Below are 20,989 nucleotides of genomic sequence, written 5' to 3'. Positions count from 1 at the left end.
CAAAAAGGTAAAAGTTAAAAAAGGCTTTTTAATAGTATAAAATTTTTCATAAAATTTAGCTCTAAGATCAATGACTAATTCATTTTCTAAAAATTTATCGAGTTCATCAGAGAAACTATCTTTGTAATATTTTTCTATATTAAATTCTTTAATTTTCTCTCCTTGTTTTAATTTATAATAAGGTATTAAATCTTTTGCTAAAATAGGACCGAAAAGATTAGAAAATATCAAAACATTCTCATCTATGTATTTTCTTGAATTCTCGCTTAAATTTTCATAGTCTAAATGATCAAAAGCAACTCCATTATATCTTTGAATAGCTTTGTTTGTTTCTTTTGTTAAAATATCATGAGTTAATTCTTCTATTTCACTTGCATCTTTTATACCAAAAAATTTTTCAAGTTCAACTTCATTGCATTGATTTATATGATTTTTATATTTTGTAAGTACCTCAAGTCTTTTACTATATAAATTACTAAAAACAAAAGAGTTTTTATTTATATAATCTTGCGTATTTATTTTATTTTTGCTTTCACTAGGTGAAAATAAAATTTTCATATTTAATCCTTTATTTTTTTAAAAAATTATACAAAATTATTTAAAACACTTGACATTAATTCAAAATTACATTATAATTCAACTTTATTTTTTGCTGGTTTAGCTCAGTTGGTAGAGCAGCTGCCTTGTAAGCAGCAGGTCGGGGGTTCAAGTCCCTTAACCAGCTCCATTGTTAATAGCAGTGTTTGACCAGAAATAAAAAGCATTTTTATTCATGGTGAGTTACTCAAGTGGCCAACGAGGGCAGACTGTAAATCTGCTGGCTTTCGCCTTCCGTGGTTCGAATCCACGACTCACCACCATTGCTTTGCGGGAGTAGCTCAGTTGGCTAGAGCATCAGCCTTCCAAGCTGAGGGTCGCGGGTTCGAGTCCCGTTTCCCGCTCCAACCTAATTTTGGTAGAGTGAAACTGGGAGCTGTTTTTAAATTCAGAATTTCTAGCAGTTTCAAATTTCCAAAATTTTATAATTTATGTTTTTAATTTTTCTGAGCGCTCGTATGGCTCAGAGGTAGAGCACTCCCTTGGTAAGGGAGAGGTCGCGGGTTCAAGTCCCGCTATGAGCTCCATTGATTTCAAAAGATTATAAAACATAAATTAGTATTTGTTTGTAAATTTTATATGGAGGAAAAAGATGGCTAAAGAAAAATTTTCACGTAATAAGCCTCACGTAAATATTGGTACTATTGGTCACGTTGACCACGGTAAAACTACTTTAACAGCTGCTATCTCTGCTGTTCTTTCAAGAAGAGGTTTGGCTGAGCTTAAAGATTATGATAATATCGACAATGCTCCTGAAGAAAAAGAGCGTGGTATTACTATTGCAACTTCTCATATTGAGTATGAAACAGAAAATCGTCACTATGCTCACGTAGACTGCCCAGGTCACGCTGACTATGTTAAAAATATGATTACTGGTGCTGCTCAAATGGATGGTGCTATTCTTGTTGTTTCTGCTGCAGATGGTCCAATGCCACAAACTAGAGAGCACATCTTACTTTCTCGCCAAGTAGGTGTACCATATATCGTTGTTTTCATGAATAAAGCTGATATGGTTGATGATGCTGAATTATTAGAATTAGTTGAAATGGAAATTAGAGAACTATTAAGTTCTTATGACTTCCCAGGAGATGATACTCCAATTATTTCAGGTTCTGCTTTACAAGCTCTTGAAGAAGCAAAAGCCGGACAAGATGGTGAATGGTCTAAAAAAATCCTAGATCTTATGGCAGCAGTTGATGAGTATATTCCAACTCCAGCTCGTGATACAGATAAAGATTTCTTAATGCCAATCGAAGACGTATTCTCAATTTCAGGTCGTGGTACAGTTGTTACTGGTAGAATTGAAAAAGGTGTTGTTAAAGTTGGTGATACTATTGAAATCGTTGGTATTAGAGAAACACAAAGCACTACAGTAACTGGTGTTGAAATGTTTAGAAAAGAAATGGATCAAGGTGAAGCAGGTGATAACGTAGGTGTTCTTCTACGTGGTACTAAAAAAGAAGATGTTCTTCGTGGTATGGTTCTTGCTAAGCCAAAATCAATTACTCCACATACTGACTTTGAAGCAGAAGTTTATATTTTAAATAAAGATGAAGGTGGTCGTCATACTCCATTCTTTAATAACTATAGACCACAGTTCTATGTAAGAACAACGGATGTTACTGGTTCTATCCAACTTGCAGAAGGCGTTGAAATGGTTATGCCAGGTGAAAATGTTAGAATTACTGTAAGTCTTATTGCACCAGTTGCACTTGAAGAAGGTACTCGTTTTGCTATCCGTGAAGGTGGCCGTACTGTTGGTTCAGGTGTTGTATCTAAAATTATTAAATAATCATAAGCGAGATTTTATCTCGCTTTTTTAAGGAATAAAAATGAGAATTAAAGTTGGCTTGAAATGTGAAGAGTGCGGTGATATTAATTACAGTACTTTTAAAAATAGTAAAAATACAACTGAAAAATTAGAATTAAAAAAATATTGCCCAAGATTAAAAAAACATACAGTTCATAAAGAAGTTAAATTAAAAAGTTAAGGCTTTTATATAAAAGCCCTTAGGGCAATAGCTCCAACGGTAGAGCGCCGGATTCCAAATCCGATGGTTGGGGGTTCGAATCCCTCTTGCCCTGCCACAAAATAAGGTTAAATATGGAAAAACTAATAACTTATTTTAAATTGTCAAAAGCTGAATTATCAAAAGTTATTTGGCCTTTGAAAGAGCAAGTTAGAAATGCTTATATTACTGTTTTTGTAGTTGTTACTGTTGTTTCATTATTTTTAGCATTGGTTGACTTGATTATGTCATTTTCATTATCTAAGATTATAGGATAAAATAATGAATCATAAATGGTATGCAATTCAAACTTATGCAGGTAGTGAAATGGCTGTAAAAAGAGCCATAGAAAATTTAGTTAGAGATCATGGAATTCAAGAGCAATTGCTAGAAGTAATTGTTCCAACTGAAGATGTGATTGAATTTAAAAATGGTAAAGAAAAAATAAGCGAAAGAAGTTTGTATTCAGGCTATGTATTTGCCAATATTGACTTATCAACAGAACTTTGGCATAAAATTCAATCTTTGCCAAAAGTTGGTCGTTTTATAGGGGAAAGTAAAAAACCAACCCCATTGAGTGAAAAAGATATCAATCTTATTTTAGAAAAGGTGAAAAATAAAGCAGCACCTAAACCTAAAATTTCATTTGATAAAGAAGAAAGTGTAAGAATAACCGAAGGTCCTTTTGCAAACTTTGTTGGTATTGTAGAAGAATATGATATGGTTAGAGGAGTTTTAAAGCTAAATGTTTCAATATTTGGCAGATCAACTCCAGTAGAGATCTTATACTCTCAAGTTGAAAAAATAGTTTGATAATATAGCAAGTAAAGGAGTAAGGTTATGGCTAAAAAAGTCGTAGGAGAAATAAAATTACAAATAGCTGCTACTAAGGCTAATCCATCACCTCCAGTTGGTCCTGCTTTGGGTCAACAAGGTGTTAATATTATGGAATTTTGTAAGGCATTTAATGAAAGAACAAAAGATATGGCTGGCTTTAATATTCCAGTTGTTATTACTGTTTATGCAGATAAAAGCTTTACATTTATCACAAAACAACCACCAGCTACTGATTTAATCAAAAAAGCTGCAGGTATTTCTAAAGGTGCGGATAATCCTTTGAAAAATAAAGTAGGTAAATTAACCAAAGCACAAGTTTTAGAAATTGTTGATAAAAAAATAGCTGATATGAACACAAAAGATAGAGAGCAAGCTGCTAAGATTATTATGGGTTCTGCTCGTTCTATGGGTGTTGAAATCGTAGATTAATACTCTTTACCGCCAAGAGTTTAAAAAGGCGGTAGCACTTTATATAAAATGCGGAGAAAAATTAATGTCAAAAAATACTAAAAGATTTACAGAATTATTAAAAAAAATAGATTCAAATAAAAATTACTTAATGGATGAAGCAATAAGCACAGTTAAAACTCTTGCATCTGCTAAATTTGATGAAACAGTTGAAATTGCTTTAAAATTAAATGTTGATCCAAGACATGCAGATCAGATGGTAAGAGGTAGTGTAGTTTTACCTTGTGGTACAGGTAAAAAAGTGCGTGTTGCTGTTATAGCAAAAGATGCAAAAGCTGATGAGGCAAAAAATGCAGGTGCTGATATAGTTGGTAGTGATGATTTAGTAGAAGAAATTCAAAAAGGAAATATGAATTTTGATGTTTTAATTGCTACTCCAAATTTGATGGGTTTAGTTGGTAAAGTAGGTCGTATTTTAGGACCTAAAGGTTTAATGCCAAATCCTAAGACAGGTACTGTGACAATGGATGTTGCACAAGCTGTGAATAATGCTAAAAATGGTCAAGTTAACTTCCGTGTTGATAAGCAAGGAAATATCCATGCAGGTTTAGGTAAAGTTAGCTTTACTCAAGAACAATTAAAAGAAAATATGACAGCATTTGTAAAAGCTATTAATAAACACAAGCCAGCTGCTGCAAAAGGAAGATATATTAAAAATGCTAGTCTTTCTTTAACTATGAGTCCTTCTCTTTCTCTTGATACTCAAGAATTACTTGATACAAAATAAAATTAATGAGAGTTTTACTCTCATTAATAAAAATTAGATAAGATAATAACTTTTATTTTATCTAATTTTTATCTTAGATTGGAGATAGCCGAGGTCCTAGGACTTAATTAGATTTTTCTGCTCTGCTTGAAATCACCGGTCGGAAAGGAGTAAAGATGACTAAAAGCCAAAAAGTTGAACTTGTTTCTAAACTTGAAGAAGGTTTTAAAGTTAGTGAGGCTGTTGTAGTTTGTAACTATAAGGGTTTAAATACTAAAAAACTTGAAGAGTTAAGAAATAATGCGAGAGAAATGGATGTTAAAGTTCAAATTATTAAAAATACTTTAGCAAGTATTGCTCTTAAAAATGCCGGCAAAGATGGAATGGAACTTAAAGATACTAATATTTATCTTTGGGGTGAAGACCAATTAAATGTTTCAAAAGTTGCTGATAAATTTAGCGAAGCTAATCAAGCATTTGAGATCAAAACTGCATTTATCGAAGGCGAAGTTGCTTCTGTAGATAAAGTTAAAGCTTTAGCTAAAATGCCTTCTCGTAATGAATTACTTGCTATGCTTTTGCAAGTTTGGAATGCACCAATCACCAATTTTACAATTGGATTAAATGCATTAAAAGAAAAAAAAGAAGCTGAATAAAATTATAAAAAGGATAAAAAATGGCAATTACTAAAGAAGATGTATTAGAATTTATTTCTAACCTAAGTGTTCTTGAGCTTTCAGAATTAGTAAAAGAATTTGAAGAAAAATTTGGTGTTTCTGCTGCTCCAGTTATGGTTGCGGGTGCTGCTGTTGCGGGTGCTGCTGGCGGTGCTGCTGAAGAAAAAACTGAATTTGATATTGTATTACAAGATGGTGGCGATAAAAAAATTAATGTAATTAAAGTTGTTCGTGCTTTAACTGGTCTTGGATTAAAAGAAGCAAAAGATGCAGTTGAGCAAACTCCATCAGTTCTTAAAGAAGGTGTTAGTAAAGCTGAAGCTGAAGAAGCTAAAAAACAACTTGAAGAAGCTGGCGCTAAGGTTGAACTTAAATAATTTTTTATTTTTAAAAGAAAGGATTTTATATCCTTTCTTGTTTTCCTTTAATAAGGATTCTTTCTTTCAATACTTTTACCATGGGGTATAATAATATGTTAAATTCACAATCAGGAAATCGTTTAAGAATAGACTTCTCGAATGTTCCACAACAAATAGACATTCCAAATTTATTACAATTACAAAAAAAGAGTTTTGATTATTTTTTAAATTTAGATGCAAAAAATTCAGAAAGTGGAATTGAAAAAGTTTTCAAATCTATCTTTCCAATCCATGATCCGCAAAATAGATTAAGTTTAGAATATGTAAGTAGTGAAGTAGGTAAACCTAAATACACCATTAGAGAGTGCATGGAAAGAGGTTTAACTTATTCTGTAAATTTGAAAATGAAAATCCGTTTAACTTTACATGAAAAAGATGAAAAAACGGGTGAAAAAATCGGTATAAAAGATATCAAAGAACAAGAAATTTATATTAGAGAAATTCCTTTAATGACAGATAGAATTTCTTTTATAATTAATGGGGTTGAAAGAGTTGTTGTAAATCAACTTCATAGAAGTCCAGGTGTTATTTTTAAAGAAGAAGAAAGTTCTACTGTTGCAAATAAGTTAGTATATACAGCTCAAATTATACCAGATCGTGGTTCTTGGCTTTATTTTGAGTATGATGCAAAAGATGTGCTTTATGTGCGTATTAATAAAAGAAGGAAAGTGCCTATTACTATTTTATTTAGAGCACTTGGTTATAAAAAGCAAGATATTATAAAATTATTTTACCCTATACAAACTATTCATGTTAAAAAAGATAAATTTTTAACTGAATTTAATCCAAATGACTTTTTAGATAGAGTCGAATATGACTTAAAAGATGAAAAAGGCAATGTTGTACACCAAGCCGGTAAAAGAATGACAAAGAAAAAAGCTGAGCAACTTATAAAAGACGGTGTTAAATGGGTTGAATATCCAATTGAAATTTTAACAAATAGATATTTAGCTAACCCTATTATTAATAAAGAAACCGGTGAGGTTTTGTTTGATTCTTTAACGCTATTAGATGAGGGAAAATTAGCTAAAATTAAAGAAGAAAAACAATTTGATATTGCAAATGACTTAGCAAATGGAGTTGATGCTGCTATTATTAATTCTTTCATTCAAGATAATGAGACTTTAAAATTATTAAAACAAACTGAAAATATAGAAGATGAAAATGATTTAGCAGCTATTAGAATTTATAAAGTAATGAGACCAGGCGAGCCTGTAGTAAAAGATGCTGCAAAAGCTTTTGTAAATGATTTATTTTTTAATCCTGAAAGATATGATCTGACAAAAGTTGGTCGTATGAAAATGAATCATAAACTAGGATTAGATACACCTGAATATGTTACAGTTTTAACAAATGAAGATATAGTAAAAACTGCAAAATATTTAATTAAAGTAAAAAATGGTAGAGGCCATATTGATGATAGAGATCATTTAGGCAATCGTCGTATTAGATCGATTGGAGAGCTTTTAGCTAATGAACTTCATGTGGGTCTTGCTAAAATGCAAAAATCAATCAGAGATAAATTTACCGCATTAAATGCAGATATTGATAAAGTAATGCCTTATGACTTGATCAATCCTAAAACAATTACTGTGACAATTATGGAATTTTTTACCGGTGGTCAATTGTCTCAATTTATGGATCAAACAAATCCATTAAGCGAGGTAACTCATAAGCGTCGTTTATCTGCGCTTGGCGAGGGTGGTTTAGTAAAAGAAAGAGCGGGTTTTGAAGTGCGTGATGTCCATGCAACGCATTATGGAAGAATTTGCCCTGTTGAAACTCCAGAAGGTCAAAATATCGGTTTGATTAATACGCTTTCAACTTATGCTAAAGTAAATGATCTAGGTTTTGTTGAAGCACCTTATAAGAAAGTAGAAAATGGAAAAGTAAGTAATGAAATTGTTTATTTAACCGCTACTCAAGAAGAAGGTTTAGTGATCGCAGCTGCTTCAACTAAAATTGATGAAAAAGGTAATATTGTTGAAGAATTTGTTGAAGCAAGACAAGATGGTGAAACAATCTTAGCAAGAAGAGAAGAAGTGCATTTGATTGATCTTTGTTCAGGTATGATAGTAGGGGTCGCAGCTTCTTTGATTCCATTTTTGGAGCATGATGATGCAAACAGAGCCCTGATGGGTTCAAACATGCAGCGTCAAGCAGTGCCTTTACTAACCGCACAAGCACCTATAGTAGGTACTGGTATGGAAAAAATCATTGCACGTGATGCTTGGGAAGCTATTAAAGCTAAAAGAGCAGGTATTGTAGAAAAAGTTGATAATAAAAATATTTTTATTTTGGGTGAAGATGAAAATGGACCATTTATTGATCATTATAAAATGGAAAAAAATCTAAGAACTAACCAAAATACAACTTTTATTCAACACCCGATTGTGAAAAAAGGCGAATTTATTCAAGCAGGTCAAATTATTGCAGATGGTCCAAGTATGGATCAAGGAGAGCTTGCTATTGGTAAAAATGCTTTGATCGCATTTATGCCATGGCATGGATATAATTATGAAGATGCTATTGTAATTAGTGAGAAAATTTTACGCGAAGATACTTTCACTAGTGTTCATATTTACGAAAAAGAAGTAGAGGCTAGAGAACTTAAAGATGGCGTTGAAGAGATTACAAAAGATATTCCAAATGTTAAAGAGGAAGATTTAGCACATCTTGATGAGAGTGGTATTGCGAAAATAGGAACTCATATAAAGCCTGGTATGATTTTGGTAGGTAAAGTTTCACCTAAAGGTGAGGTAAAACCTACGCCTGAAGAAAGATTACTAAGAGCTATTTTTGGTGAAAAAGCAGGACATGTTGTAAATAAATCTTTATATGCAACTGCTTCATTGGAAGGTGTTGTTGTAGATGTAAAAATATTTACTAAAAAAGGTTATGAAAAAGATGCTCGTGCTGTAAAAGCCTATGATGATGAAAAGTTAAATCTTGAAAAAGAACATCACGATAGACTTTTGATGATGGACAGAGAAGAAACTTTAAGAGTATGTTCTTTACTTTCTAAATCACCTTTAAATTCAGACGAAGAAATAAATGGTGTTAAATATAAAAAAGGTTCCAAAGTAGAAATTACCGAGTTGGAAAAAATTAATCGTTTTGCATTAAATTCTTTAGTTAAAGCTTATTCTAAAGAAGTACAAAAAGAATATGATGATTTAAAAAATCACTTCCAAAACGAGAAGAAAAAGCTTAAAACAGAGCATGATGAAAAATTAGAAATTTTAGAAAAAGATGATATTTTACCAAGTGGAGTGGTAAAACTTGTTAAAGTATATATTGCGACTAAGAGAAAATTAAAAGTTGGGGATAAAATGGCGGGACGCCATGGAAATAAAGGTATTGTATCTAATATCGTTCCAGAAGTTGATATGCCTTATTTACCTGATGGAAGACCTATTGATATAGCTTTAAATCCTCTAGGGGTTCCAAGTCGTATGAATATAGGACAAATTCTTGAAAGTCACTTAGGGATTGTTGGTATGAGACTAGGTGATCAAATTCAAGAAATTTTTGATAGAAAACAAAAAGATTTTGTAAAAGAATTACGCGAAAAAATTCTTGAAATTTGTAGTGTATCTAGACTTGAGCTAGAAAAGAAATTTGTACAAACTTTAAATGATGAGCAACTTATTTCTTATGCTAGAGATTGGGCTAAAGGGGTAAAATTTGCTACTCCTGTATTTGAAGGTGTAACGGTTGAAGAATTTGGTAGGCTTTTTGAAATGGCTAAAATAGCTATGGATGGAAAAAGCGAACTTTATGATGGAAGAACTGGTGAAAAAATGGCAGAGCGTGTGCATGTTGGATGTATGTATATGCTTAAATTACACCATTTAGTAGATGAAAAAGTTCACGCAAGAAGCACTGGACCTTATAGCTTAGTAACACAACAACCAGTTGGTGGTAAAGCATTATTTGGTGGGCAAAGATTTGGTGAGATGGAAGTTTGGGCTCTTGAAGCTTATGGAGCAGCTCATACTTTAAGAGAAATGCTTACTATTAAATCTGATGATGTTGAGGGTAGATTTAGTGCTTATAAAGCTTTAACAAAAGGCGAGAATGTTCCAGCAACAGGTATTCCAGAGACATTCTTTGTACTTACAAATGAATTAAAATCTCTTGCTTTAGATGTTGAGATTTTTGATAAGGATGAGAATAATGAGTAAATTTAAACCTATCGAAATAAAAGAAGATGGCAGACCTAGAGACTTTGAAGCTTTTCAATTAAGACTTGCAAGTCCTGAAAAAATCAAATCATGGTCTTATGGGGAAGTAAAAAAACCAGAAACGATTAATTATAGAACTTTAAAGCCTGAAAGAGATGGGCTTTTTTGTGCTAAAATTTTTGGACCAGTAAGAGATTATGAGTGTCTTTGTGGTAAGTATAAAAAAATGCGTTTTAAGGGCATTAAGTGTGAAAAATGTGGTGTTGAAGTTACTAGTTCTAAAGTGCGTCGTTCAAGAATGGGGCATATTGAGCTAGTTACCCCAGTAGCACATATATGGTATGTGAACTCTTTACCAAGTCGTATCGGTACTTTACTCGGCGTAAAGATGAAAGACTTAGAACGCGTATTATATTATGAAGCATATATAGTAGAAAATCCAGGTGATGCATACTATGATAATGAAAATACTAAAAAAGTTGAATTTTGTGATGTGTTAAATGAAGAGCAGTATTTAAATTTAATGCAACGCTATGAAAGTAGTGGATTTAAAGCTAGAATGGGTGGTGAAGTTGTTAGAGATTTACTAGCAAATTTAGATCTTGTCGAGCTTTTAAATAAATTAAAAGAAGATATTGCAGCAACTAATTCAGAAGCAAAGAAAAAAACTATCATCAAACGCTTAAAAGTGGTAGAAAATTTCTTAAATAGTAATTTAAATAGCAATACAAATATTGATGAAGTAGTACCAAATCGTCCTGAGTGGATGATGATCACAAATTTACCTGTATTACCACCTGATTTAAGACCTTTGGTAGCTTTAGATGGTGGAAAATTTGCAGTTTCTGATGTGAATGATTTATATAGAAGGGTTATCAATAGAAATACGCGTTTAAAAAGACTTATGGAGCTTGATGCACCTGAAATTATCATTAGAAATGAAAAAAGAATGCTACAAGAAGCAGTTGATGCTTTGTTTGATAATGGCAGAAGAGCAAATGCAGTTAAAGGTGCAAATAAGCGCCCATTGAAATCTTTAAGTGAAATTATCAAAGGTAAACAAGGTCGTTTTAGACAAAATCTACTTGGTAAAAGGGTGGATTTCTCAGGTCGTAGTGTTATTGTTGTTGGACCAAAACTTAGAATGGATCAATGCGGTTTACCTAAAAAAATGGCTTTAGAATTATTTAAACCACATTTGTTAGCTAAGCTTGAAGAAAAAGGTTATGCAACTACCGTAAAACAAGCTAAAAAAATGATAGAAAACAAAACTAATGAGGTTTGGGAGTGCTTAGAAGAGGTTGTTAAAGGTCATCCTGTAATGCTTAACCGTGCTCCAACCTTGCATAAACTTTCTATCCAAGCTTTTCATCCTGTGCTTGTAGAGGGTAAAGCGATTCAACTTCATCCATTAGTGTGTGCGGCATTTAATGCTGACTTTGACGGGGACCAAATGGCTGTGCATGTGCCTTTATCTCAAGAGGCAATAGCTGAGTGTAAAGTATTAATGCTCTCATCTATGAATATCTTGCTTCCAGCAAGTGGTCGTTCTGTAACTGTGCCTTCTCAAGATATGGTTTTGGGGATTTATTATCTGTCTTTAGAAAAAGATGGTGCTAAAGGTGAGCATAAAATTTGCACAGGTATTGAAGAGGTTATGATTGCTCTAGAAGCAAAATCTTTAGATATTCATGCAAGCATTAGAAGTGTGGTTGATGGAAGAAAAATCACAACAACCGCGGGTAGATTGATTATTAAGTCTATCTTACCTGATTTTGTTCCTGAAAATATGTGGAATAAAGTCATGAAGAAAAAAGATATTGCAGCTTTGGTTGATTATGTTTATAAAGAGGGTGGCCTTGAAGTAAGTGCTAGCTTTTTAGATAAACTAAAAGATCTTGGTTTTGAATATGCAACAAAAGCAGGTATTTCTATTTCAATTGCTGATATTATTGTGCCTGATCAAAAGCAAAAAAGCATAGAAGAAGCTAAAAAACAAGTAAGAGAAATTCAAAATTCATATAATTTAGGTTTGATTACTTCGGGTGAAAGATATAATAAGATTATCGATATTTGGAAAAGCACTAATAATATCTTGTCAAAAGATATGATGGAGTTAATTAAAAAAGATAAAGAAGGATTTAACTCTATTTATATGATGGCAGATTCTGGTGCTAGAGGTTCAGCAGCTCAAATTTCACAGCTTGCTGCGATGAGGGGTCTTATGGCAAAACCTGATGGCTCAATTATTGAAACACCGATTATTTCAAATTTCCGTGAAGGACTTAATGTTCTTGAATATTTTATTTCAACTCATGGTGCTAGAAAAGGTCTCGCAGATACAGCATTAAAAACAGCAAATGCAGGTTATTTAACAAGAAAGCTTATCGATGTGGCGCAAAATGTAAAAGTTACAATGGATGATTGTGGCGCACATGAGGGTGTTGAAATTAATGAAATCACAGCAGATGGTGTTGTGATTGAAACCTTAGAGGAAAGAATTTTAGGAAGAGTTTTAGCTGAAAATATTATTGATTCTATTACTAATGAAATTTTATTTTCAGAAGGTACTTTAATAGATGAAGAAAAAGCTAGAGTAATTGTTGAAAGTGGTGTAAAGAGTGTAAGTATTAGAACTCCTATTACTTGTAAAGCTAAAAAAGGAGTTTGTTCTAAATGTTATGGTATTAACCTAGGTGAGGGCAAATTAGTTAAGCCAGGTGAAGCTGTAGGTATTATATCTGCTCAATCAATCGGTGAGCCAGGAACTCAGCTTACACTAAGAACTTTCCATAGTGGTGGTACTGCTAGTACAGATTTACAAGATCGTCAAGTAGTAGCACACAAAGAAGGTTTTGTAAGATTTTATAATCTTAACACTTATGAAGATAGACAAGGTAAAACTATCGTTGCAAATCATCGCAATGCTGCTATTTTACTTGTTGAGCCAAAAATCAAAGCCCCATTTAAAGGAACTATCCATATTGAACATGCGTATGAAGATGTAGTGGTTAGCGTTAAAGCAAAAAACAATGAAGCTAAATTTATATTAAGAAAATATGATTTAGCAAAAGCTAATGAGCTTGCTGGTGTAAGTGGTAATATCGAAGGTAAGTTATATATTCCATATAGCGATGGTGTTGAAGTAGCTGAAAATGAAAGTATTGTTGAAGTGATCAAAGAAGGTTGGAATATACCAAATCGTATTCCTTATGCTAGTGAATTGCTAGTAAAAGATGGTGATCCTATCACTCAAGATATTATAGCAGGTGCAAAAGGCACATTAAAATTTTACATGCTCAAAGGCGATGGTTTAGATAGGATTAAAAATCTTAAAAAAGGTGATGTAGTTAAAGAAAAAGGTGTTTTTGTTGTTATTGCTGATGAAAATGATAGAGAAGCAAAAAGACATTATATACCAAGAGAATCCGTGATTGAATTTGATGATAGTGCTTTTGTGGATAATCCTAAAGCTATCATAGCAAAATCAAGCAAAGAAGATAAAACTATCATTGCTGAATGGGATGCATATAATAACACCGTAATTGCAGAGGTTGCAGGTACTATAAATTTTGAAGATATTGAATCAGGCTATAGTGCTGATGAACAAATTGATGAAGCAACAGGTAAAAGATCGCTTGTTATTAATGAGTATTTACCAAGTGGAGTGCGTCCAGCGTTGTTAATCATAGGTGAAAATGACAAAGTAGTGCGTTATCAATTAGAGCCAAAAACTGTTATTTATGTAAATGATGGTGATAAGGTGAAGCAAGCTGATATTTTAGCTAAAACACCAAAGGCAGCAGCTAAATCAAAAGATATTACCGGGGGTCTTCCAAGAGTATCTGAATTATTTGAAGCAAGAAAGCCAAAAAACACTGCCGTTGTAGCTGAAATTGATGGAGTTGTTAGATTTGATAAGCCTTTAAGATCAAAAGAAAGAATCATTATTCAAGCAGAAGATGGAAGTAGTGCAGAGTATTTGATAGATAAATCAAAACGTATTCAAGTAAGAGATGGTGAGTTTATCCATGCGGGTGAAAAATTAACCGATGGAGTTATTTCAAGCCATGATGTACTTAGAATTTTAGGTGAAAAAGCATTACATTATTATCTTATTTCTGAAATTCAGCAAGTTTATCGCGGTCAAGGTGTTGTGATTTCTGATAAGCATATTGAAATCATCGTATCACAAATGCTAAGACAAGTTAAAATTGTAGATAGTGGTCATACTAACTTCATCGTGGGTGATTTAGTTTCAAGAAGAAAATTCAGAGAAGAAAATGAAAGAATTTTAAGATATGGTGGTGAGCCTGCTGTGGCTGAACCTGTGTTACTTGGGGTAACAAGAGCGGCTATTGGAAGTGATAGCGTGATTTCAGCTGCTTCTTTCCAAGAAACAACAAAAGTTTTAACAGAAGCAAGTATTGCAGGTAAATTTGATTATCTTGAAGATCTGAAAGAAAATGTAATTTTAGGTCGTATGATTCCTGTTGGAACAGGATTATATCAAGAGCAAAAACTTAAATTAAAAGAAAAAGAATAAAAATCCCTAGCTAGGGATTTTTATTGATATATATTTTCTAATTCCGGAAAATATAATTTTAAATCTTGTTCTATTTTGTATTTTTCTTCTAGTAAAATTTTTTGATTTTTTTCTTTAAAATTTGCATTTGAGTAAAATATATGATATGAAATACTAATTGCAGCTATAATTTTTTCATCGTATTCAATTCCTATGGCCATACACTCAATTTCTGGGTTCATTTCCCCACTTTCTAATGCTATTTTATTTTTTTTGATAGAAGATAATTCTTCGTAAAGCTCTTTTAGATTATTTAATGTATTTGGTGTTATTTTTTCAAAAGGATTTGGATAAATTTTTTCAAGCTCTTTATAGGTTTTCTTTTCTAGTAATGCTTTTCCTAAAGATGTAGCGTAAGCTGGATATGAAGCACCGACAAAAGACTTGATTTGTATTTGATTATCCGAATCAAGTTTTTCTAAATAAAATACATTTCCTTCTTTTAATATTCCCATTTGGCATGTTTGTCCTGTTAAGTTTCTGATGTTTTTCATATGTTTTTTAATTAATTCTAATGCGCTATTTTTTATTGAAATACAACGGCTAATTTCTAAAATTTTATAATCTAATGTGTAAAATTTATTTTTATCACATTTAATGTAATTTTTAGCTTGTAAAGTTTGAAGTATAGGAGAAAGTGTCCCTGGAGGGATATTTAAATCTTTTGCAATAGAGCTTAGTGTATTTTTTTGATTATTATTGCCCAATAATTCTAAAATTTTTAAAACTCTTAATGTTGGTTGATGTGTCATTTTACTCCTTTTTCAATAGATAAATTCTATCATATTTTTTTACTTTTAGTAACATTTTTAATAATATAAAAAATATTTTCTATTAGTAGTTTTTGCTTTAGATGATTGATTATAACTACTTTTATAAGACTTTTGTATTGTTTTTTTATCATTTTGATGTTTTTAAAAATTTCTATTTTTAGCTATATTTTTTGTATATAAAAATATTTTTGTATATACAAAAAATGAAAGGAAAAATATGGGAATATTAAAGGGAACTTTACCAGCCTTATTAACTCCATATGATATGAGTGGAAATATTAATGAAAACGAATTTATTAAATACTGCGAATTTGGTATCTCAAAAGGTTTAAATGGATTATTTTGTAATGGTAGTGCAGGAGATTCTCAAGCTTTAGGTATAGAAGAGCAAATCAAAATAATGAAACTTACAAAAGAAGCTGCAAAAAATAATCTCCCTATTATTACAGGTATTGCATCAACAGTTTATCAAAATACTTTTACTTTGGCGCAAAAAGCATATGAATTAGGGCTTGATGCTTTATTACTTGCTATGCCTTATTATTATAAATTAAGTGAAGACGCACTTTTTGAATATATTAAAGATTTATCTTCTAAAGTGAAGCTTCCTTTGTATATTTATAACATCCCTCTTTTTGCACCAGCGCTAAGATTGAAATTTATAGAAAGGGTTTCAAAGCTTGATAATATTGCGGGTATAAAAGATAGCAGTGGAGATGCTTTGCTTTTAAATCATATATTAGATGTAGTGCCTAGTGATTTTGATGTTTTTGTAGGAAGAGAAGAATTTTATGCAGGAGCACTACTGATAGGGGCAAAGGGTTCTATGACTAGTATAGGTGGTGTTTTTCCAGAACTTATGAGTGAAATTTATAAATCAATCAATGAAAAAAATATAGATAGAGCTTTGCTGATTCAAAAAAGTTTATTAAAAGCTATAAGATTTGGTATGAGCATAGCTTTTCCTATGGGATTTGCTTTGCTTTTAAAAGCCAGAGGATTTGAATTTGCAAATACAAGCATCCATCCTTTATCACATGCCACAAAAGAAGAATTAAATACTCGTTTTAATGAAGCTAAAGAACTTGTTAAAACTATAGAAAAAGAAACGGGTATAAAATTATGAAAGCCTATATTATAGTCAATGAAAAAGATAATGTCGCTACTGCTTTGCGTAATTTTAAAAAAGGTGAAATCGTGGAAAATATAGAACTTTTAGATGATATTGCAAGTGGACATAAATTCGCACTAAAAGATATAAAAAAAGATGAAGTTGTCATCAAATATGCAGAAGCTATAGCTAGTGCAAGTTGTGATATTAATAAAGGTGAATGGGTGCATATTCACAATAGTGCAGGTATTAGAGGTCGTGGGGATAAGGAATAAATATGAAAAAGATAATGGGTTATAGAAGAGAAGATGGAAAATTTGGCTTGAGAAATAAAGTCATTATTATACCAAGCGTGCATTGTGCTAATAAGGTGTGCGAAAATATAGCCAGAAAATGCAATGGGGCAGTATATATTAATCATCAACATGGCTGTTCTCAACTCGAATTTGATGCTTTGCAAACTAGAGATGTTTTAATAGGCCATGGAAGTAATGCTAATGTTTTTGGTGTTTTAATTGTAGGACTTGGTTGTGAGGTAATACAAGCGAAAATAGTAGCTGAAAAAATAAAAGAAGTGACACCTTATAAGATGGTTGAATATTTAGTAATACAAGAGTGCGGTGGTAGTAAAAATACCATAGAAAAGGGTGTTAAAATAGTAAATCAAATGCTTGAAAATGCTGCAAAATTGGAAAAAACAGATGGCGATTTTAGTGATTTGATTTTAGGCACAGAATGTGGTGGTAGCGATAGTTATAGCGGTCTTAGTGCCAATCCTGCTTTAGGAAGTTTAAGTGATTTTGTAATTGATGAAGGTGGTGCAGTAATTTTAGCAGAAACTACAGAGCTTATAGGGTGTGAAGCCATACTTGCTAAGAGAGCAAAAAATGATGAAGTAGCTAAAAAGGTATATGATAAGATTTTAGGCTATGAGAATTTAGTTAAATCTTTTCATGCTGATATACGCGGAGCAAATCCTAGTCCGGGAAATATTGCAGGTGGGCTTAGCACTATAGAAGAAAAGTCTTTAGGTTGTGTTTATAAAGCAGGTACTAGAACTTTAATGGATGTGATTGATTATGCTAAACCTGTAATTTCCAAAGGACTTACTTTTATGAATACGCCAGGTAATGATATAGAACAACTTAGCGCTATGGTGGCAGGTGGAGCAAATATTTGTGTTTTTACTACAGGTCGTGGTACTCCTACAGGTTCAGCTATTGTGCCTACTATTAAAATGAGTTCTAATACTTTTTGTTATGAAAATATGAATGATGCTATTGATATTAATGCAGGAAGTATTATAGATGGGATTAAGACAAAAGAAGAAGTGCGTGATGAGCTTATAGATTTGATCATAAGAATTTCAAATGGAGAATTGGTAAAGGCAGAGTTAAATGAACAAAATGATTTTTCAGTTTGGAGACTTGCTACAACTTGCTAAATTAATAAAAAAGGATATATTATGGATTTAAAAATTAAAAATAAAATTTGTATCATCACAGGTGGTGCTAAAGGGATTGGTTATGGTATTGCTAAATTATGGGCTTTAGAAGGTGGGATTCCAATTATTTTTTCAAGAAGTGAAATTTCTAAAGAAAAAGATGATGAGCTAAAAGACATTTGCGGAAATTATGGATTTTATCAAATAGATTTAAAAAATACAGAACAAATTTCAACACTTGTTAAAAGTGTTGTTAATATATATGGTGGAATTTATGCTTTGGTTAATAATGCTGGAGCAAATGATAATTTACATATAGAAGATGCTACAACTGAAGAATTAATTAAATCTTATGAAAATAATCTTTTTCATTATTATACTATGACTAAAGAATGCTTACCATATATTAAAAAGCAACAAGGAAGTATATTAAATATCACAAGTAAAACCGGCTTAACAGGACAAGGTAGAACTTCAGCTTATGCTTCAGCAAAAGCTGCTCAAATAGGTTTTACAAGAGAATGGGCTTGCGCTTTTGCAAAAGATAATATTAGAATTAATGCTATAGCACCGGCTGAAGTTATGACTCCTCTTTATGAAAAATGGTTGTCAAATTTTCCAAATCCAAAAGCTCAATATGAAAAAATAGCAAAATGCATACCATTAGGTCATCGTTTTACAACTATAGAAGAAATAGCAAACACAGCAGTTTTTACACTAAGCCCTCTTGCTTCACACACAACAGGGCAAATTTTAACTCCTGATGGTGGATATATCCATTTAGATAGAGCTCTAAATTGGGATGAAATTTAATAATAAGGATGATGTATGTTAAATAACTCTAAAAATATAAAAATAGCAATTATTTTAGTAACTTCTCTTTTCTTTTTATGGGGAGTTAGTTATGGGCTGATTGATGTGATGAATAAGAATTTTCAAAATCATTTACATATCACTCAACATGAAAGTGGATTTTTGCAACTCGCTTATTTTGGTGCTTATTTTATCATAGCATTACCTGCTGGATATATAGCAAATAAATACTCTTATAAAATTGGTATTATTTTTGGGTTAATCTTGTATGCAATAGGTTGTTTATTGATTATTCCAGCTACAAATTTAGCTAATTTTTACTTATTTTTATTTGCTTTTTTTATTTTAGCTTGCGGTATTGGTTCTTTGGAAACTAGTGCTAATCCTTATATGGTAAAACTTGGTGATGAGAAAAATGCTAGTTTTAGAATTAATGCTGCGCAAAGTTTTAATGGTTTGGGTCAATTTTTAGGACCTATCATAGGTGGAGCTTTGTTTTTATCTATTACAAAACAAGAAGAAGGTGCAAGTAAAGAACAAATAGAAGCTGCATTACTTGCTAATATGGGTAATGTCCAGCTAGTGTATGTTGGTATTGCGGCAATTGTTATTTTGATCTTGATTGCTTTTGCATTGAATAAAATTCCGGAAGGATCGGCAGTAAGTAGTGATTATGAACAAAAAGATACCTCAAAACCTATTGGAGTTTTTAAGCATAAACATTTTAATTTTGGATTGCTAGCACAATTTTTGTATATAGCAAATCAAGTTAGTGCAGGAGCTTTTTTTATAAATTATCTTAGTGAGCATAATGAAAATCTAAAAGATGAACAAGGGGCTTATTATTTTTCGATAGCTTTAATTGCTTTTATGTTAGGTCGTATTCTTTCTACGCCTTTGATGAAGAAAATTAAAGGTGAGACTATTTTAGGATGGTATTCTTTTATTAATGTGACTTTATGTGTATGCTTGTATTTTGCTAGCGGATTTATTAGTATAGTTATTTTAATTGCATTATTTTTCTTTATGTCCATTTCTTTTCCTACTATTTTTGCAGTTGCAACAAAAAATCTTCCTTTTAATCAAGTGAAATTAGGTGGTTCTTTACTTGTTATGAGTATAGTTGGTGGTGCTATTATGCCTATTATCATGGGTTTAATTAATGATTATTTTGGAACAAGCATGGGATATTTGGCTATGGCCCCATTATTTTTATATGTATCATGGTATGGTTTTTTTGGTTCTAAAATAAAGGCTTAAAAATGCAAAAAATTTTTGATTCTCATTTGCATCTTTGGGATTTAAGTAAAATGCCTATTTCGTGGATAAAAGGCAATAATAGATTGGAACAAAATTATGATTTTTTAAGGGCAAAAAATGAGTATAAAGAATTTGATTTTTTAGGTGCGATGTATGTTGAAACAAATAGTGATGATTTGGAAAAAGAAGCTTTATTTGCATTAAAGCAAAAACAAGAACATGGTATTTTTATTTGTTTAGCTGATTTAAAGTACAAAGAACACTTATGTGCTTTTAGAGAGGTAATGCATACTAGTAAAAAGGGTGCTAAGAGACTATTTGAAGCAGATTTTAAAGAAAAATTAGAACTTCTAAATGTTTTTAATATACCTTTTGAAGCTTGCATGAAAAATGAAGAACTTTGGATATTGGAAAAGTTTTTATTTGATAATCCTAATTTAAAAGTAGTTTTAAATCATATGGGCAGTCCTAAAATTAACTATTTTGATGAATATAAAAAAATATTACATAAATTAAAAGATTTCCCAAATTTATGGATAAAAATTTCCGTACCAGATGATTTTACGATAAAAATTCATAGAGATTTTATATCTCAATGTTTTTCATTTTTAAAGAATGTTTTTAGTGAAGATAAATTTATATTTGGTAGTAATTATCCTGTGGCAAAAATAGCTCCAGCTAAATGGGCTAAATTTATCATAGAAGGAAATATTTTTAAAGATTTGGACAAGATATTTTATAAAAATGCTTTATCAATTTATAAGGAGGATAGGTGCAAAGATATGGTCAAATTATAAAAATTAAAAAGGAAAAAATACAAGAGTATAAAGATCTTCATGCAAAGCCTTATAAAGGTGTTTGTGAGATGATTAAAGAATGTAATATACAAAATTATTCTATTTATTTATTTGGAGAATATTTGTTTGCATATTTTGAATATACAGGTGTTGATTTTGATGCAGATATGGCTAAGATGGCAAAAGATAAAAATACACAACAATGGTGGAAAGTTACAGATCCCTGCCAAATATCTTTAGCTCATGCAGGACAAAAGTGGCTAAATATGGAAGAAGTATTTCATTTAGATTAAAAAAGGAGAAAAA

General features: G+C 31.5%; 19 protein-coding genes and 5 tRNA genes. 22 read left to right on the top strand and 2 right to left on the bottom strand.

The features are described 5' to 3' along the window. Nucleotides 1-558, bottom strand: a 558-nt coding sequence (gene yaaA / locus L8X38_RS07520) for a YaaA family protein (protein WP_263661687.1), incomplete at its 3' end; no start/stop codon positions are given. 93 nt (nt 559-651) lie between these two features. On the opposite strand from yaaA, the gene L8X38_RS07515 reads away from it, so the two are divergent. The 15 genes from L8X38_RS07515 (at nt 652) to rpoC (ending at nt 14,446) form a co-directional block, all read left to right on the top strand. Next, a tRNA-Thr gene (locus tag L8X38_RS07515) sits at nt 652-727 on the top strand. A 47-nt stretch (nt 728-774) separates the two neighbouring features. Then, nucleotides 775-860 (top strand) — tRNA-Tyr (locus L8X38_RS07510). Nucleotides 861-867: 7 nt separating this feature from the next. Then, nucleotides 868-944, top strand: a tRNA-Gly gene (locus L8X38_RS07505). Between the two features lie 105 nt (nt 945-1,049). Further along, nucleotides 1,050-1,124, top strand: a tRNA-Thr gene (locus tag L8X38_RS07500). Between the two features lie 65 nt (nt 1,125-1,189). Then, a complete protein-coding gene (tuf, locus tag L8X38_RS07495; protein ID WP_039617742.1) occupies nt 1,190-2,389 on the top strand; it encodes an elongation factor Tu in 1,200 nt (399 codons plus the stop codon). A 40-nt stretch (nt 2,390-2,429) separates the two neighbouring features. Then, nucleotides 2,430-2,588 carry a 50S ribosomal protein L33 gene (gene rpmG, locus L8X38_RS07490; RefSeq protein ID WP_039617743.1) on the top strand — a complete coding sequence of 53 codons (159 nt, stop codon included), beginning with the start codon at nt 2,430-2,432 and terminating at the stop codon, nt 2,586-2,588. Between the two features lie 21 nt (nt 2,589-2,609). Then, nucleotides 2,610-2,685 (top strand) — tRNA-Trp (locus L8X38_RS07485). A gap of 16 nt (nt 2,686-2,701) precedes the next feature. Then, complete coding sequence (gene secE / locus L8X38_RS07480; protein ID WP_039617745.1) at nt 2,702-2,884, top strand: preprotein translocase subunit SecE; 183 nt, start codon at nt 2,702-2,704, stop codon at nt 2,882-2,884. A 1-nt stretch (nt 2,885) separates the two neighbouring features. Further along, nucleotides 2,886-3,419, top strand: a complete 534-nt coding sequence (nusG, locus tag L8X38_RS07475; RefSeq protein WP_087684660.1) for a transcription termination/antitermination protein NusG — start codon at nt 2,886-2,888, stop codon at nt 3,417-3,419. 27 nt (nt 3,420-3,446) lie between these two features. Next, complete coding sequence (gene rplK, locus L8X38_RS07470) at nt 3,447-3,872, top strand: 50S ribosomal protein L11 (protein ID WP_012661181.1); 426 nt, start codon at nt 3,447-3,449, stop codon at nt 3,870-3,872. A gap of 64 nt (nt 3,873-3,936) precedes the next feature. Continuing rightward, nucleotides 3,937-4,638 (top strand): 50S ribosomal protein L1, encoded by a 702-nt coding sequence (gene rplA, locus L8X38_RS07465; protein WP_039617747.1) that lies wholly within the window; start codon nt 3,937-3,939, stop codon nt 4,636-4,638. A gap of 155 nt (nt 4,639-4,793) precedes the next feature. Continuing rightward, entirely contained in the window at nt 4,794-5,273 is a 480-nt protein-coding gene (gene rplJ / locus L8X38_RS07460) for a 50S ribosomal protein L10 (RefSeq protein WP_133319935.1), read from the top strand. A gap of 20 nt (nt 5,274-5,293) precedes the next feature. Beyond that, entirely contained in the window at nt 5,294-5,671 is a 378-nt protein-coding gene (gene rplL, locus L8X38_RS07455) for a 50S ribosomal protein L7/L12 (protein WP_012661184.1), read from the top strand. A 95-nt stretch (nt 5,672-5,766) separates the two neighbouring features. Next, nucleotides 5,767-9,900, top strand: a complete 4,134-nt coding sequence (gene rpoB, locus L8X38_RS07450; protein WP_263661686.1) for a DNA-directed RNA polymerase subunit beta — start codon at nt 5,767-5,769, stop codon at nt 9,898-9,900. Beyond that, the gene (rpoC, locus tag L8X38_RS07445) at nt 9,893-14,446 is read left to right on the top strand and encodes a DNA-directed RNA polymerase subunit beta' (protein ID WP_263659896.1); all 4,554 of its coding nucleotides are present in this window, start codon (nt 9,893-9,895) and stop codon (nt 14,444-14,446) included. The genes rpoB and rpoC overlap by 8 nt, the downstream gene beginning before the upstream one ends. Nucleotides 14,447-14,466: 20 nt before the next feature. Here the strand turns inward: rpoC and L8X38_RS07440 are convergent, their stop codons facing one another. Then, on the bottom strand, nt 14,467-15,237 hold the full coding sequence (locus L8X38_RS07440; RefSeq protein ID WP_263659895.1) for an IclR family transcriptional regulator: 771 nt from the start codon (nt 15,235-15,237) through the stop codon (nt 14,467-14,469). 238 nt (nt 15,238-15,475) lie between these two features. On the opposite strand from L8X38_RS07440, the gene L8X38_RS07435 reads away from it, so the two are divergent. From L8X38_RS07435 to L8X38_RS07405, 7 genes are read left to right on the top strand one after another with little or no spacing between them, the layout of a single operon-like run. Beyond that, nucleotides 15,476-16,384, top strand: coding sequence for a dihydrodipicolinate synthase family protein (locus tag L8X38_RS07435; RefSeq protein WP_263661685.1), 909 nt, complete (start codon nt 15,476-15,478; stop codon nt 16,382-16,384). Then, the gene (locus tag L8X38_RS07430) at nt 16,381-16,644 is read left to right on the top strand and encodes a UxaA family hydrolase (protein WP_263661684.1); all 264 of its coding nucleotides are present in this window, start codon (nt 16,381-16,383) and stop codon (nt 16,642-16,644) included. Before L8X38_RS07435 ends, L8X38_RS07430 begins: the two co-directional genes overlap by 4 nt. A gap of 2 nt (nt 16,645-16,646) precedes the next feature. Further along, nucleotides 16,647-17,813, top strand: a complete 1,167-nt coding sequence (locus tag L8X38_RS07425) for a UxaA family hydrolase (RefSeq protein ID WP_263661683.1) — start codon at nt 16,647-16,649, stop codon at nt 17,811-17,813. 21 nt (nt 17,814-17,834) lie between these two features. Further along, a complete protein-coding gene (locus L8X38_RS07420) occupies nt 17,835-18,626 on the top strand; it encodes an SDR family oxidoreductase (RefSeq protein ID WP_263661682.1) in 792 nt (263 codons plus the stop codon). A gap of 15 nt (nt 18,627-18,641) precedes the next feature. Beyond that, on the top strand, nt 18,642-19,886 hold the full coding sequence (gene fucP, locus L8X38_RS07415) for an L-fucose:H+ symporter permease (protein WP_263661681.1): 1,245 nt from the start codon (nt 18,642-18,644) through the stop codon (nt 19,884-19,886). A 2-nt stretch (nt 19,887-19,888) separates the two neighbouring features. Further along, complete coding sequence (locus L8X38_RS07410) at nt 19,889-20,683, top strand: amidohydrolase family protein (RefSeq protein ID WP_263660792.1); 795 nt, start codon at nt 19,889-19,891, stop codon at nt 20,681-20,683. Next, nucleotides 20,659-20,976 (top strand): L-rhamnose mutarotase, encoded by a 318-nt coding sequence (locus L8X38_RS07405; protein WP_133319925.1) that lies wholly within the window; start codon nt 20,659-20,661, stop codon nt 20,974-20,976. The genes L8X38_RS07410 and L8X38_RS07405 overlap by 25 nt, the downstream gene beginning before the upstream one ends. The last annotated feature ends 13 nt before the right edge of the window (nt 20,977-20,989 follow it).

It is taken from the genome of Campylobacter sp. CNRCH_2014_2452 (genome assembly GCF_025772865.1).
GTDB classification, from domain to species: domain Bacteria; phylum Campylobacterota; class Campylobacteria; order Campylobacterales; family Campylobacteraceae; genus Campylobacter_D; species Campylobacter_D lari_D.
Note: the sequence above shows the minus strand (reverse complement) of the source record. Positions and strands in the feature narration are given on the sequence as shown.